Source organism: uncultured Sulfitobacter sp. (assembly GCF_947497275.1).
Classification (GTDB): Bacteria; Pseudomonadota; Alphaproteobacteria; order Rhodobacterales; family Rhodobacteraceae; genus Sulfitobacter.
Window position 1 is genome coordinate 1 of the sequence record NZ_CANMFS010000022.1, and the last position, 14,102, is coordinate 14,102.

The window sequence follows — 14,102 nt, forward strand, 5'->3', positions numbered from 1 at the left end:
AGACGTGGGAGAGTAGGTCATCGCCAAACCTAATAAATCCTCATGCGTATCTCTCTATACGATAACAATACCCCCCCCCAAACAACAACCAACGCCTCGCGGCTCACGCAATATATCGAATCCACAACCTGACTTGCCACGGGATTATTTGTCTGCGGCGAACCTACCGTTCAGAGTAACCGTTTGGCCTGGCTACCCTGGCGGGACCGAATGTCTCTCTGCTACGCTTCTGATGCAGCGAAACGCCATCGCATTAGTTCGTCGAAACGCGTGATCTTGTGGTCAACGATTTGGGCATGGCTACCGCACAATGATGTTTGCGAATCGACATCATTCAGCTTGGCAAGCGGAACCAGATATACCTTACTGCGTCGTTCTCAAGCTCTCGTACAAAGCGATTGGACTACCAAAGACACTTCAAACGGATGAAAATGCAATCATCGGGTGTATTTTCCTGTGATTGTCGACGGATACGACGCTGTAGGTTATAGTGGCTGTAATTTAGTCGATGAGGGCGCATATTTTCGCGCCGGAATTTGGACGTTTTCAAACGTCGCTGCACGATATTCAAAGAACGAATTCGCATTGAGGCATTTAGTGTATGGTCGATGAAACCAAGGGGCTCGCGCTCGTAACCGGTGCTACGGGATTTACCGGAGGACGGTTGGCGGAAGTATTGGTGACGCGGGGGTACCGCGTGCGCGCGATGGTGCGCGACATGGGCGGCACGGCTGCTACATCTCTGCGCGCGCTGGGGATTGAGACAGTACAGGGCGATCTGACCGACGCAGGTGCTATCGCGAGGGCGATGGAAGGTGTCACTCACCTGTTCAATATCGCCGCTGCCTACCGCGATGCCAGTCACCCCGACGCCTACTATTTCCGCGTGAACCGCGATGGGGTACGTGATCTGTTGGCGGCGGCAGCCAAGGCAGGCGTGGCGCGAATCGTGCACTGCTCGACCTGCGGTGTGCACGGCGACGTCATGGAGATACCAGCGAACGAGGAAACGACCTTTCGGCCCGGTGATGTCTATCAGCGGTCCAAGCTGGAAGGCGAGGAGATCGCGCGTGCGGCGATGGCCCGTGGCGCGCCGGTATCGGTCGTTCGCCCGACCGGAATTTACGGCCCCGGCGATTTGAGATTTCTCAAGTTGTTCCGCACGGTGGGCAACGGGACATTTCGGATGTTTGGCGATGGCGAGATCGCCTATCACATGACCTTTATAGATGACATCGTTCAGGGTTTGATCCTCGCCGCCGAACATCCAGCGGCAGTGGGCGAGGTGTTCTTGATCGGTGACGAGACCTATACCACACTGAATCTTCTGGTCGCGGAAGTGGCGCGTGTTCTGGACGTGCCGCCGCCGCGGGGTCATCTGCCGGTTGCGCCGTTGATGGCGGCGGCCGTCGCGTGCGAAGCCATCTGCAAGCCCTTCGGAATCGATCCACCGTTGCACCGTCGCCGGGTGTCTTTCTTTACCAAGGCGCGCGCATTTTCCGTGGAGAAAGCCAAGCGGACCATCGGCTACCAGCCCCAGACGAGCCTTGCCGAAGGGCTGCGCCTGACCGCCGCGTGGTACCGGGAAACCGGGCGGCTTGCCCCTGCCGGTCGGAGGCGTGCGGCGTGACCTCTACAGCCATCGCCGACATCGGCGCGCCCGACGCAGATCTGGACCCGTCCAGCGACCGCTACGCCCAGAGGTTTGCGGGTCCCGCAGGGGAATATCTGCTCTCGCGGCAGACACAGGCGCTGCACCGCTTCCTGCGTGATATGCCGGGTGCTTCGATCCTCGATGTCGGCGGCGGGCACGGACAATCGGCGCGCCCGCTTCTGGCGGCGGGGCATCCCGTGACGGTCCTCTCCAGCAGTCGCGCGGCATGGGGGCAGATCGCTGATATGGACCACCCAGGATTGCGGCGGCAGGTCGGTCCCCTGTTGCAAATGCCCTTCGTTGACAGGAGTTTCGATGTGGTGGTGGCCTTGCGCATGATGGCGCACGTCGGGGACTGGAAGACGCTTCTTGCGGAAATGACCCGCGTGGCGCGGCGGGCGGTGATCATCGACTTTCCGCTGCCGGGCGGCGCGAACCTGGCCAAGCCGCTGCTGCTTTGGGCCAAGAAACGAGCCGAAGGCAATACCCGCGACTATGACACGGTGGCGCGCGCCGATGTGCATGCCTGTCTGGGGCAGTATGGATTCGGCGTTGCCGGAGAGGTGGGGCAATTTGTGCTGCCCATGGTTGTGCACCGGATGTTGAAGACACCGCGCGTCTCGCAAGGCTTTGAGGCGGTCCTGGGGGCGGTCGGTCTGGACCGGGTATGGGGGACGCCGGTTATCTTGCGGGCGGATCGCGTGCAATGAGACAGGATACGGATATGGAACTTCGTGCGGCACCACCGAAAGACCGGGTGGTCGACACGCTGTCGGGCGGTGGTTCGGCCTTCGGGAAGTATCAGGCATTCTTTGTCGGGCGGCCCGGTATCGCGGCCTTCCTGAGGTATGAATTTGCCACCTCGCTGGCAGGAGGTTTTCCGGGTGCGTTAGGCTATGCGTTGCGCAAGGCGCTCTATCCGGGGTTGTTCGGACGGGTCGGGCGAGGTGTGCATTTCGGGCGTAACGTGATCTTGCGGTGCCCGCCCCGCGTCCATCTTGGGGCGGATGTGGTGATCGACGACAATTGCACCCTGGACGCGCGTGGTGCCGCGCAGGAGGGGGGGCTTTCGATCGGCGACGGTACCCTGCTAGCGCGTGATGTAATCGCGGTGGTCAAGCAGAACCATCTGCACATCGGCAAGGGAGGCTCCATCGGCAGCCAGACGACCCTGTCCGCGGTGTCGGGCATTCGCATCGGCGATCACGCGATTATCGCGGGTCAGTGCTATATCGGGGGCGGGCGTTACCGCACGGATCCAGATGCGGGACCGATGGTGCTTCAGGGGTTGGAGACACGCGGCGAAGTGGTAATCGGCGATGACGTCTGGATCGGGGCCGGAGCGCGTATCCTGGACGGTGCGCGGATCGGTGACGGCGCCATCATTGCCGCAGGGGCGGTTGTCACCGGCGATGTCCCCGCCTTCGAAGTTCACGGTGGCGTCCCAGCGCGCCGTATTTCGAGCCGCAAGCCCGGCGCGGAGGAAGGCAATTGACCCGGGTGGCCGCCATCGAATCGGTGCTTTCGCGGTGCCGGTTCCAAACAGAATTCTGTTGTGGAGTTTCGCTTCGATGAACCGCGCAAGCCGCGATAAGGAGGCCGGGGCCGGTGTGCCGGGCGAAAGCCTGACCCGCAGGCGCGCCGGGCCGTTGCAGAAGTATCTGTCTCGCGTGGTGGGCAGCGACAGCATCGGGCGGCTGCTGCTGCACGAGGCGATCATCATGGTGGCGGGGCCGATGCCCGGCGCACTGGGGCTGGCGCTGCGCCGGGTTCTCTATCCGCTGCTGTTGGGTCACTGTGGACACGGCGTGGCGTTTTCGCGGGCCGTGGTGTTGCGCTGTCCCGACCGGCTGTCGGTGGGGGACGGCACCATGATTGACGACAGGGTTTTCTTTGACATCAAAAGCGATGAGGCAAGGCTGCACCTGGGGGCCCGCAACCAGATCATGCATGGCGTGCACTTCGAGACCGGGTACGAGGGACATATCACCCTTGGCGATGACTGCTTCGTCGGGGCCTACGCGATCCTGAACGGGCAGGGGGGGATCGAGATCGGGGATAACGTGTTGATCGCCGGGCACTGCCATATCGTCGCGGGCAATCACCGTTTCGAGGATCCCGATCAGCCGATCAATTCACAAGGCTTCGACAGCCGTGGCATCGTGATCGAGGACGATGTCTGGCTCGGTGCCGGGGTGAAGGTGCTGGACGGTGTGCGGATCGGGCGCGGCAGCGTCGTGTCTGCGGGGGCTGTCGTCGTTCGGGACGTAGCCCCATTCAGCATCATGGCGGGTGTTCCGGCACGTTTCTTGCGACGGCGCGGAACGTCGGACGGCGCAAAGGACGCGCCATGACCGCAACCGCGACAGCCCCACGGCGCCGTTTTGTGCCGCTGCTGATCAAGATCGCGGTCAGCCTCGGGCTGATAGCCTATCTGCTGTTTATCCAGATCGACAATCTGGACGATATCTGGAAGGCGGTGGCACAGGCCGATCCTGCCTTGCTGGTGGCGGCGTTCGCGCTGAACATCATCGGATATCTGATGTGTTCGTGGCGCTGGCAGCTATTGCTGCGCGCACAGCACTTTGCGGTGCCGCTGATCGAACTCATCCGCGCCTATACCATCGGCATCTTCTTCAATTCCTTCCTGCCCGGCGTCATGAGCGGCGATCTGATGCGCGCGATGGATATCTCGGATCGGGTGCCGTCCTACACACGGTCTTTCCTGATCCTGTTCGTCGAACGCCTGACCGGTATGTTCGGTTTGCTGCTGCTGGCGGTCATCGCGCTGCCGACACTCGGCTGGAACATGGTGGCACGCAGCGGGATCGGATGGTTGCTGCTGGCGGTGGCCGCTGTGCTGGTCACGCTGACGGCGATTTTCCTCAGCCGTCACATGCGGGCGGCGGCGATGCGGCTTGGTCGGTTGCGCGGTCTGACCTGGATGGGCGGCGTCATGGAACGGATCAACGAAACTTCGATGGCGTTCGCGGCGCGGATGCGCGTCGTCTATGGCTGCGTTGGCGTTTCGTTCGTTTTTCAGGCCAATGTGGTGCTTCACTACTGGCTGATCGGCGTGGCTCTGGGGATTGATCTGCCGCTGGAGATCTACTTTGCGATCATCCCGGTGTCGCTGTTCGTGATGATGATCCCGGCGTCGGTCAACGGTATCGGAATCCGCGAGCAGGCATTTTTGTACCTGTTCGGGCAATTCGGCGTGGCGGCGGAGCTTGCCGTCTCGCTTGCATGGATCGCTTTTGCGATGGTGATGGTGCAGGCCGTGGCCGGCGGTATCGTGTTCGCGCTGCGCCGCAGAACATCGAAGCCCGAGGCCGTCGGATCATGACCCGGTCGGGATGGTTCACGGGGTGCTACCGGCACGAGGCACAACGCGCGGGCGAGGCGTATAATGTCGAGGATGGCGATGCTGCAATCTGATCAAGGCCAGCGAAGAGCCCCCTTTCGGGTGCCCCGGTCACGCCTTCACGGCGGTGAGGGGATCGTCATGCGCGCGCTTGTTTCGCTGGCGATCATTGCAGCGGCGATGCTGACGCGTTTGGGGCTGATGGGTGCGCCGCCCGAGTTCGACGAGCTTTACCACTATATTCCAGCGTTGGAATGGCTCGACAGTGGCGCTTTGCGCATACTTGACGGCACGTATACACGGGCGGCGGCCTATACGCTGGCGGTGGGGCATTTCCTTGAATTGACCGGGCAGCAAAGCCTTTCCACCGCGCGGGTCGTTTCGCTGGTGCCCGGAGTGTTGCTGCCGCTGGCACTGTTCTGGTGGTTGCGGGGTCGTGTGGGCGATTTTGCCGCCGGTACCGCGACGGCATTCGCGGTTCTTTGGCCCCAGGGCATCCTCGAATCCCAACTTTTACGTTTCTATTCGCTGCATGTGCTGCTGATCTTTGGCGGCGCGGTCGCGGTCTATGCTGCTGCAACCGGACGAGGGCGGGCGCGTTGGTTCTGGGCCGCTGCGGCGCTGGCGCTGTTGGGGGCGGCGACGCTGTTGCAGATCACGACCGTTGTGGCATGTGGCGGGATCGCGGTCTGGCTCATTGGGTGGGGGTTCATGACGATCCGTCCGGACCGGCGGTGGGCGTGGGGTCTGGGCTGTGTGTTGCTCGCCTTTGTGGCGCTGGCGGTCGCATGGTCCACGGGTGCGCTCGAGAAGGCGTTGTACCTGTTCCGCTTTTCGCCCAGCAACGCGATGGCCACGCGCGACTATGTCGGCTTCTATCACAATGGAATGCGCCGCGCGTACGAGACGTTCTGGCCGCTGTTCCCGGTAGCGGCGGTGCTGGCGTTGCGGATGAACGCACGGCTGGCGTCGTTTTGCCTTGCGATCTTCGGCACGGTTTTTCTGGTGCAGTCTTTCGGTGCGATGAAGGCGGATCGCTACATCTCGGGCGCGATGCCGTTCTTCTTTACCATCTGGGGGATGGCGGTCGCGCGTTTGTGGCAGATCATCCGTCCGCACGTACCTGCTGCGGTCATGTGGTGCTGCATCGGATTTTTGCTGGCCTCCAACAGCTTTGTCGTCTCCTCGGCAAAGCTGACAGCGGGGAGCGGATACGATACAAGATACAGGCCTGATTTTGCGGGTGCCCCCGATTTGCTGGCACCCTGGCGTGATGTGGCGTTTCTGGCCACCACGCACGAATTGAACATGGTGGCAGAACTTGGCGATTATGACGTCGACCTGCGCGCACAGTCGGGCTGGGATGCGGAATTCGACAGCGCCGCGCTGTTTGGGCGGGACCCGCGTACCGGGCGTTTCGCGGTGCGTGGTGAGGCTGGGATGACAAGGCTGCTGGGCTGCGTGCGCACGGGCGTGCTGGTCACTGTGGGTGACATCTGGAGCGGCGACCGGATCGGCGGGGCGTTTCGCCGGGCGGCGGGCGCCCAGGATCTGGCGCTGGAAATACGGCGGTCGGGCGCAATCGTGGCGGTTCGCTGGGCCGGAACCGGCATTCGGCGTTGCGAGGACGTGCCGGATCTGTGAGTGCGACGCGGTAATGCGGCTTTGCCTTCGGTGCGGCAAGAGTGTGGAAATTTTCAACGCGAAGTGGTACGAGTAACGGCAAGGTTTACGGCGAGGCGGCGGAGCGGTTTCATCTTGCTCCTCCTCCAGAGCTACTGTCGAGACAAGGCGATCCCTTTCAATCAGGAGCAGGATGCTCGGCCATGTTGTACTCTCCGTCACGCCAGTTCATCTTTGTTCATATCTACAAAACCGCTGGCGAATCCGTAATGGCCGCGCTGCGCAAATACTGCCCCGTCTACATGCGCAACAAATATATTCGAAAATCGGTACAGGTGTTTCCGGGCGTTGCGCAGCCGTTGATAGGCTGGCGCGAGGCGCTGGTAAATCGCCAGCATATGACTGCGGAACAGATCCGTCATGTCATGCCGCCTGATCTCTTCGATGCAGCGACTAAATTCGCCTTCGTGCGCAATCCGTGGGATTGGCAGGTGTCCGAGTATTCCTATGCCTGCCAGTCCAGGGCACACCCCCATCACGATCAGGTGCTGGGGTTCGGTGATTTCGACACATACATCAGGCACAAGTGCGAGAACGATACCCGTCTGCAATGCTCTTTCATCTTTGATGCGGCAGGGGAGCGTCTTGTGCAGCATATCGGTCGTTTCGAGACACTGAGCGACGATTTTTCGCGTATTTGTTATGCATTGGGGCTGAACGAAACCCTGCCTCACGTGAATGCGTCGAAACGCAAGCGCGACTGGCGCAGCTACTATTCCGATACGACATACGATCTGGTGCGCGCAGCCTACGGTCTGGATATCGAGACGTTCGGGTATGCAGAGGGTTCCGACAGGACGCGCCCGATTCCCGATCGTCTGGAGGCACCGGCGGGATGGCACGAACTGCCGGCCGGTGCGGCGGGCTGACGCAACGGATGGTCCTCAGGTGGCGGGGCGCCGCGCCAGATAAATGGTGTCCCCCCGGATCAGCGCATAGCGGGCCGCCTGCGCGCCTCCGGCCACGACCTTTCCAAGATCGAAACCCGCCGCGCGGATCCGGTCTTCTATGTCGCTGCCGAAGAAGATCACGTGATCGGCCTGTCCGAAATGGCGGTGCCGTGCCTCAGGCGTGGTAATGGAGGGGTCTTCGTAACTGTCGTCCCACGCTTCGGTCACAGGCGTTGTCAACAGGGCCAGCCCCCCTGGCCGCAGGATGCGCAGCAGTTCGGGCAGTGCCTTGCCGGCATCCACATGCTCCAGAACGTGGTTGGCCATGATCGTGTCAACCGAGGCATCGGGGAGGTCAATATTTTCCATATCAAGCACCAGATCCGCCCGACCCGGCGTGATGTCCGCCGTGCGGTATTGCGTGCAGCGGGTCCGCAGCTCGTCTTGCAGGCAAGCTTCCGGCGCGAAGTGCAGAAAGCTGCCAAGGCTCTCGCCCGATGTCGCCCGATCCAGCCATAGTTTGAGAAAGCGGTGCCGCTCGCGCGAGTGGCACGCCGGACATTCGCTGTCGAAGCGCAGGGCGTTGGATCCGAAGATCGGATCGAAAATTCCCGAATAGCCGCACAGGGGACAGTCGTAGGGCTGTTGTTCGCCCGACGGTCGGGACATCGCGACAAAAAGCTTGGCGAGGCGTTCGCGGCGGTGGTGCGACAGGCGCGACGCCATCCGCTCGATGGTTCGTATTCCGGTCCTATTCAACATGCTCAATGGACTGGTCCTCCGATGTCTTGTGATCCGGGTGAAAATAGGGCGTGTCAGCGTCACGCTGCGGTCTGCGGGACGGGGCAACACCGATGCGCGGCATGATCTGCTGCGTCATGAAGCGCCCGAGTTTGCGTTCGAACGCGGGGCGGCTGTATTCTGCCTGCACCCGTGTCCGGGCCGCCTTGGCAAGACGGTCGCGCAGTCCGGAATCGCCGATCAATGCGGCGATCCCGCGCGCCATGTCTGCCATATCCGGTTTTACGAGCATCGCGATATTGTCGTCGAGTACCTGCGTATGAGTGGGCAGCCGGGTGGCCAGCAGCGCGCGACCGGAATCGAGATAGCTGTAGACTTTCATCGGGGTATTGCGCCCTTGTATGCGCGGCGATGCCACGATGGTGGCCTGCGCAAGATAGCGCCCGATCTGCGACACCGGGCGCGGTCCCAGAATGGCGACACGGTTTTCCAGACCCAGCCCGCTTGCGCGTGCGCGTAATGCGCGGACGTGGTCTGGCGCGCCGCCGATGATGACAAGCTGTCCTTCCGTTCCCTTCGCCACGGCTGCCGCGAAACCGTCAAGCAGCAGATCCACTCCCTGATAGGGTTCGAGATTGCCGACATACATGATCACCGGCGCGTCGAAACGGCAGTCTTCGGGCGGCGGGCCGGTCGGTCCGTCATCGGTCAGCGGAATGTCTTCGAGCGTCTGTATCGGCAGATCGGGGGCATGCGCGCGCGTCGTTTCCTCAAGTGCACGACAGCAGGTGATGGCACCCACTGCACCGCGTGCGGCGCGGCCTTCGGCCTGCGTGAACAGCCGCAATAGCCAGCGAGGCAGTGCAAACTTGTCGTCAAGCTGTTCGGGGATCGAACTGTCGATGTCGCAGATGTAGGGCACGCCGAACACGCGCTTGAGCAGAAGCGCGATGTAAGCGGCTTCCTCGACCGCGATGACAAGATCGTGGCGTCCCCTCCGCAGGAGCGTAGCGGCGCGCGGGAGCATGACCAGATCGGCAAGCACCTTGCGTCCCGAGAAACCCGGACCGATACCCGACAGCAGCCGCCAATCCGGCAATCGGTGGATGTCGACGCCGGCAATATCCACGGAGATGCCCCCCGGAAACACCATCAGATCCACACGGTGCCCCTGTCCTGCCAGTGCTGTTGCGAGGTTGCGCACCGCGATCGGCGTGCCACGTTCGACGAAGAACGGCTGGGGGGCAAGGATCAGGATATTCATATCGGATCTCTCGACAGGGCGAGGATCGGACCGGGGCGTTCACTGGGCCGATACCGCAACATACCGGTGCGGGGGCATCGATGCTGAAAAAGCGGCGCCGGATCGGGGTGCATGGAAATCATGCCGAAAATACCTCACCGAAAAAATGGACGTCTTGAAATGGGGCGATTTTGCGTGCCCTTGACCGATTGTCGCGGTTCGGGGGCATTTGGGCAAGGAAAACATGCTTGTGGCGTCCGGCAGGGTGCTAGCTGCCAGCAAACCGGTCGCGGATTGGGAAATTCGTTGCCTTGTTCGGCGTGACCGCGCAACCTGTCGCACGGATTTGCGCGAACGCAATCTTGCGATAGCATATCATGCAGCCAGAGCGTAGCATTGATGCTCCGCAGTGCCGCGAATAAGGAGAGAAACGCTGCAAATCATGGCTAAAGCGGCGCACGACGGGCGGTGCAGGTGCTTGCCACAGCCAGGACCATTCTGCGGCCCGTTTCGGGATCTGCGCCTGTGACACGACCCGTGCCGCCGCGCCGCTCGTTCTTTTCCAACGTCAGTGCAATGGCGGGCGGGCGGGTGCTATCCATCTTTGCGCAAATTCTGATTCTGCCCATCATTGCGCGCTATTTGACCGCAGCCGATTTCGGTGCCGTGGCGCTGGCGATGGGCATCGTGGTCTTTGCCCAGTTGCTCAGCGATTGCGGCCTTGGCAAATCACTGGTCCGGCGCTCCGAATTCGTCGCTGAGGAATGGGACAGCGTCTTTTGGCTCCTCGCGGGTATGGGAACCCTGCTTGGTGGGACGCTGTTTCTTACCGCGCCGCTATGGGAGGCCCTGTTTGAGATGCCGGGACTGTCCCAGCTTGTTCAAGCCCTTGCCGTGGTGCCGGTGATGCAGTCGCTTTCGGCGGTGTCCAGCGCCGCGCTTGAGCGGGACGAGCGTTTCGTATGGCTCGGAGGATTGCGCATTGTCGCTGTTCTCCTGAGCCTCGCCGCCGCCGTTGGTTTGGCCGTTGCCGGGGCCGGAGTCTGGTGCCTGATTGTCCAGCAACTCGTACTGTTTGCGACACTGGCTTTGGGGGCAGCCGCAACTAGCCCTTACCGACCGCGACTGCGGCTGGATCCTGCATGGCTGACCGGGCACCTGCGTTTTGCACGCGACACGGTCGGCACATCGCTGGTCTTTACGCTTCAGCGGCAGGCACCTGTCATGATGTTGGGGTATGTGCTCGGGGCCGGGCCGCTGGGTCTGTTCTCGATGGCGCTTCGGCTGTTGCGGTTGCCGGAACTGGGGGTGGCGGGCCCTGCCTCTCAGGTCGTCTTCGTCCGCATGGCAAGAAGATCCAACGACCCGGTGGTGATCGGGACGCTGTATCTCGCGGCGCTGCGCCTGCTGGCGCTGATTATCTTGCCCGGCATGTTCTGCCTGGCGGGCTTCGCGCCGGATCTGATCCCGCTGCTGCTGACCGACCGCTGGGGTGACGTGGCGCTGGTGTTTGCCCTCGCGGCTCCGGCCTTTGCCCTCGAGGCGTCCACGTCAATGGCGGGCATGGCCTTTCTCGCGGCGGGGCAGACCATGCTGCGGCTGCGCATGGCAACCGAACGCGCAACCCTGCAAATCATCTGCACTGCGGTTGCAGTACCCTTCGGGATCAACACGGTCGCGGTGGCGCTATCGCTGTTCGCTTTGGCGTATACCCCACGCCTTTGGTGGTATGCCGGCCGCGCGGCACCGTTCGCGCGATCCGAGGCGCTTGCCGCTATCGTCTGGCCTGCGTTGGTGGGTGGTCTGGCCTGGCTCGTCACGGCGCTGGTCGTCTCGCCCGCCGTGGCGCAGAATGCGGGTCTGCTGATTGCAACGGCTGTGGGAACGACGTTGGTCGCCTGGGTCATTGCCGCGTTGCCGCAACGGGCGGCCCTGCGTGCGGCTGCTGCCATATTGCGCAGCGATTAAGGGTCCCATCGGACACTCTACCAGATGTCAACCTAAGCGTGTAGGCATCTGGATTTGTCCAGGTTGGTTCCAAAATACTTGCCGCCTTGCGTCGGAAAATATGTTATAAATGCGGCAGTTCCGAGACCAATTTTTGATTTAATATTTCTTCCAAGTTTTTTCAGGAGGTTTGCTGTGTTCACAGACACACTCGATTCGCTGAATCCCGACGTTTGGGCCATCTCCGATTTTGCCGTTGCGGCAAATTGGAACCAAACTGCCTGGAATTCTGACTACCTGCAGTTGTTGCAAGGCGAGGTCAGACTGAATTTTGACGGCGTCGATACTGACGGAAAGGACTTCACCGGAGCCGAATTGCAGTCGCAGCAATTCTACGGCTATGGCAGCTACGAAGTCGTGATGGCACCGTCGGCCACGTCCGGCGTCGTGTCGTCGTTCTTTCTCTACAACAACACCTTCTTCGGCGGCTCGCAGCACAATGAAATCGACATCGAGTTCCTCGGCGAGGACACAACGCAGATTCACCTCAACTATTACTACGGCCAGGAACGCCTTGGCGCGCATCAGACCGTGGTGGTTGATCTTGGTTTCGACGCGGCTGCGGCGCTCCACGCGTATCGGATCGACTGGCTGCCGGATGGAATCTCGTGGTACGTGGATAACGCGCTGATCTTTACTGTTCCGGCAGACACGGCACCGGTGCCGATCCCCGACGAAGGCATGAAGATGTTCATGAACATCTGGAGCGGGGGCGCCGGATTGGAGGATTGGCACGGGCCAATCGCTCCGAATGCCACGGGCCTGGCACGATACGATTCCGTAAGTTACACACCGACCCTAGCACCGGTCGACGGAACCGAGGAACGCGACCGCCTGAAGGCGATGCCGTTCATGCCGTCAGTGATAAACGGATACGCCGGCGATGACGGTTTGCAGGGCGGCGATAGCGGTGATCTGATCCTTGGGGGCACCGGCCGTGACTGGATCCGGGGACACGGGGGCGACGATACGCTGGTCGGCGGCGCCGGTCAGGACGATCTGGGCGGGGGCACGGGGGCGGACGTCTTCTTGTGGGATACCGACTCTCTTGGTCCGTGGCGTGACCGTGTGGACGATTTTACCCCCGGTGATGGTGACGTGATCGACCTGTCGGCGATCTCTGCGGCCTATGGCTGGGACGCGGCGGCGGCTGAAGCGGCGGTGTTCATATCGACAAGCTCGCGCGGTACCAACATCAATATAGACGTGCCCGGCATGGGGCTGCTCCCGCTGGCAGAGTTGCGCGATGTGACGCCGGAGCAGATTTCGGTGGCGGCGGGGACGCTGCGGCTGGTGGCGGGGCCACCGCCGGGGTCTGCGGATGACGACGGCAACATGGCGCTGGCGCTGGGGTCGGGAATGGCGGACGCGACCATCGAGGCGGGCGAGGAAGCGGCGGTGGCGCTGGCGCTGAGCGGGCTGGACGCGGATGCAACGGCGGTGGTGACGGTGCTGGACGGCGCGGGCGGGTCGGTCTCGGCGCCGCTGGCGGCGGACGGCACGGCGCTGCTGGACGTCAGCACGCTGACCGACGGCGCCGCTCTCACCCGTGTCACCGCGACCGACGCCGAGGGCAACACCACCACCATCAACGGACCGGGGCTGCTGCTGAACTTTGCGCCCGATACCTCGGCGGACGAGGACGGCAATCTGGGCATCACCGCGCCGGACACGGCGATCGACGCCTCGGAGGTCACGGCGGTGATGCTGACGGCCAGCGGGCTGGATGCCGACGCCACTGCGGTGATCACGGTAAGCGACGGCGTGTCGAGCGTGATCTCGGGCGTGCTGACGCCGGGATCCGCGACGGCGGTGCTGGATCTGTCGGGCTTGTCGGACGGGTCGCTGGACACGTCGATCACGGCCAGCGACAGCAGCGGCAACGTGACGGCGGCGATTGCGGGACCCACGCTGGCGCTCGACACGGTGTCGGAACCGGTGCCGCAGAACGCGATCACCGGCACGCCGGGCGATGACTGGCTGACCGGGACCTCGGGCGACGATCTGATGCTGGGCGGCGCGGGGCGCGACCGGCTGCGCGGCGAGGGCGGCAACGACACGCTGGAAGGCGGCGCGGGGCAGGACAACCTTGGCGGCGGCGGCGGTGCGGACAGCTTTGCCTGGGGTCCGGATGCGTTCGAGGGCGGGCGCGACCGGGTCGAGGATTTCAGCCCCGGCGAGGGCGACGTGATCGACCTGTCGGCGATTTCCACGGCCTATGGCTGGGACGCGGTGACGGCCGAAGCGGCGGTGTCGGTGACCGACAGCTACCTCGGGGTGATTATCTCGGTCGACGTGCCGGGCACCGGATCGGTGGCGCTGGCAGAGCTGCGCGATGTGACGCCGGAGCAGATTTCGGTGGCGGCGGGGACGCTGCGGCTGGTGGCGGGGCCACCGCCGGGGTCTGCGGATGACGATGGCAACATGGCGCTGGCGCTGGGGTCGGGGATGGCGGACGCGACCATCGAGGCGGGCGAGGAAGCGGCGGTGGCGCTGGCGCTGAGCGGGCTGGACGCGGAT

Annotated in this window: 11 protein-coding genes; 9 read left to right on the top strand and 2 right to left on the bottom strand. The window is 62.8% G+C overall.

From position 1 onward, the window contains the following. Positions 1-601: 601 nt before the first annotated feature. From Q1A06_RS20330 to Q1A06_RS20360, 7 genes are all read left to right on the top strand, one after another. Positions 602-1,630 (top strand): NAD-dependent epimerase/dehydratase family protein, encoded by a 1,029-nt coding sequence (locus Q1A06_RS20330; RefSeq protein ID WP_299567941.1) that lies wholly within the window; start codon positions 602-604, stop codon positions 1,628-1,630. Continuing rightward, a complete protein-coding gene (locus Q1A06_RS20335; protein ID WP_299567943.1) occupies positions 1,627-2,364 on the top strand; it encodes a class I SAM-dependent methyltransferase in 738 nt (245 codons plus the stop codon). The genes Q1A06_RS20330 and Q1A06_RS20335 overlap by 4 nt, the downstream gene beginning before the upstream one ends. A gap of 14 nt (positions 2,365-2,378) precedes the next feature. Beyond that, a complete protein-coding gene (locus Q1A06_RS20340; RefSeq protein WP_299567945.1) occupies positions 2,379-3,149 on the top strand; it encodes an acyltransferase in 771 nt (256 codons plus the stop codon). A 76-nt stretch (positions 3,150-3,225) separates the two neighbouring features. After that, a complete protein-coding gene (locus tag Q1A06_RS20345; protein ID WP_299567946.1) occupies positions 3,226-4,008 on the top strand; it encodes a DapH/DapD/GlmU-related protein in 783 nt (260 codons plus the stop codon). Further along, positions 4,005-5,000, top strand: a complete 996-nt coding sequence (locus Q1A06_RS20350; RefSeq protein ID WP_299567947.1) for a lysylphosphatidylglycerol synthase transmembrane domain-containing protein — start codon at positions 4,005-4,007, stop codon at positions 4,998-5,000. The genes Q1A06_RS20345 and Q1A06_RS20350 overlap by 4 nt, the downstream gene beginning before the upstream one ends. Positions 5,001-5,159: 159 nt before the next feature. Beyond that, the gene (locus Q1A06_RS20355) at positions 5,160-6,662 is read left to right on the top strand and encodes a hypothetical protein (protein WP_299567948.1); all 1,503 of its coding nucleotides are present in this window, start codon (positions 5,160-5,162) and stop codon (positions 6,660-6,662) included. A gap of 182 nt (positions 6,663-6,844) precedes the next feature. Then, on the top strand, positions 6,845-7,570 hold the full coding sequence (locus Q1A06_RS20360; RefSeq protein WP_299567949.1) for a sulfotransferase family 2 domain-containing protein: 726 nt from the start codon (positions 6,845-6,847) through the stop codon (positions 7,568-7,570). Between the two features lie 15 nt (positions 7,571-7,585). Here Q1A06_RS20360 and Q1A06_RS20365 read toward each other — a convergent pair whose 3' ends face one another. Together Q1A06_RS20365 and Q1A06_RS20370 are read right to left on the bottom strand one after the other, a co-directional pair. After that, a complete protein-coding gene (locus Q1A06_RS20365) occupies positions 7,586-8,353 on the bottom strand; it encodes a class I SAM-dependent methyltransferase (protein ID WP_299567953.1) in 768 nt (255 codons plus the stop codon). After that, positions 8,343-9,596, bottom strand: a complete 1,254-nt coding sequence (locus tag Q1A06_RS20370; protein ID WP_299567950.1) for a glycosyltransferase family 4 protein — start codon at positions 9,594-9,596, stop codon at positions 8,343-8,345. The genes Q1A06_RS20365 and Q1A06_RS20370 overlap by 11 nt, the downstream gene beginning before the upstream one ends. Positions 9,597-10,100: 504 nt before the next feature. Between Q1A06_RS20370 and Q1A06_RS20375 the strand changes: the two genes are divergently transcribed. Both Q1A06_RS20375 and Q1A06_RS20380 read left to right on the top strand, forming a co-directional pair. Further along, positions 10,101-11,543 (top strand): oligosaccharide flippase family protein, encoded by a 1,443-nt coding sequence (locus tag Q1A06_RS20375; RefSeq protein WP_299567951.1) that lies wholly within the window; start codon positions 10,101-10,103, stop codon positions 11,541-11,543. A gap of 174 nt (positions 11,544-11,717) precedes the next feature. Beyond that, a partial coding sequence (locus Q1A06_RS20380) for a family 16 glycosylhydrolase (RefSeq protein WP_299567952.1) occupies positions 11,718-14,102 on the top strand: 2,385 nt, incomplete at its 3' end.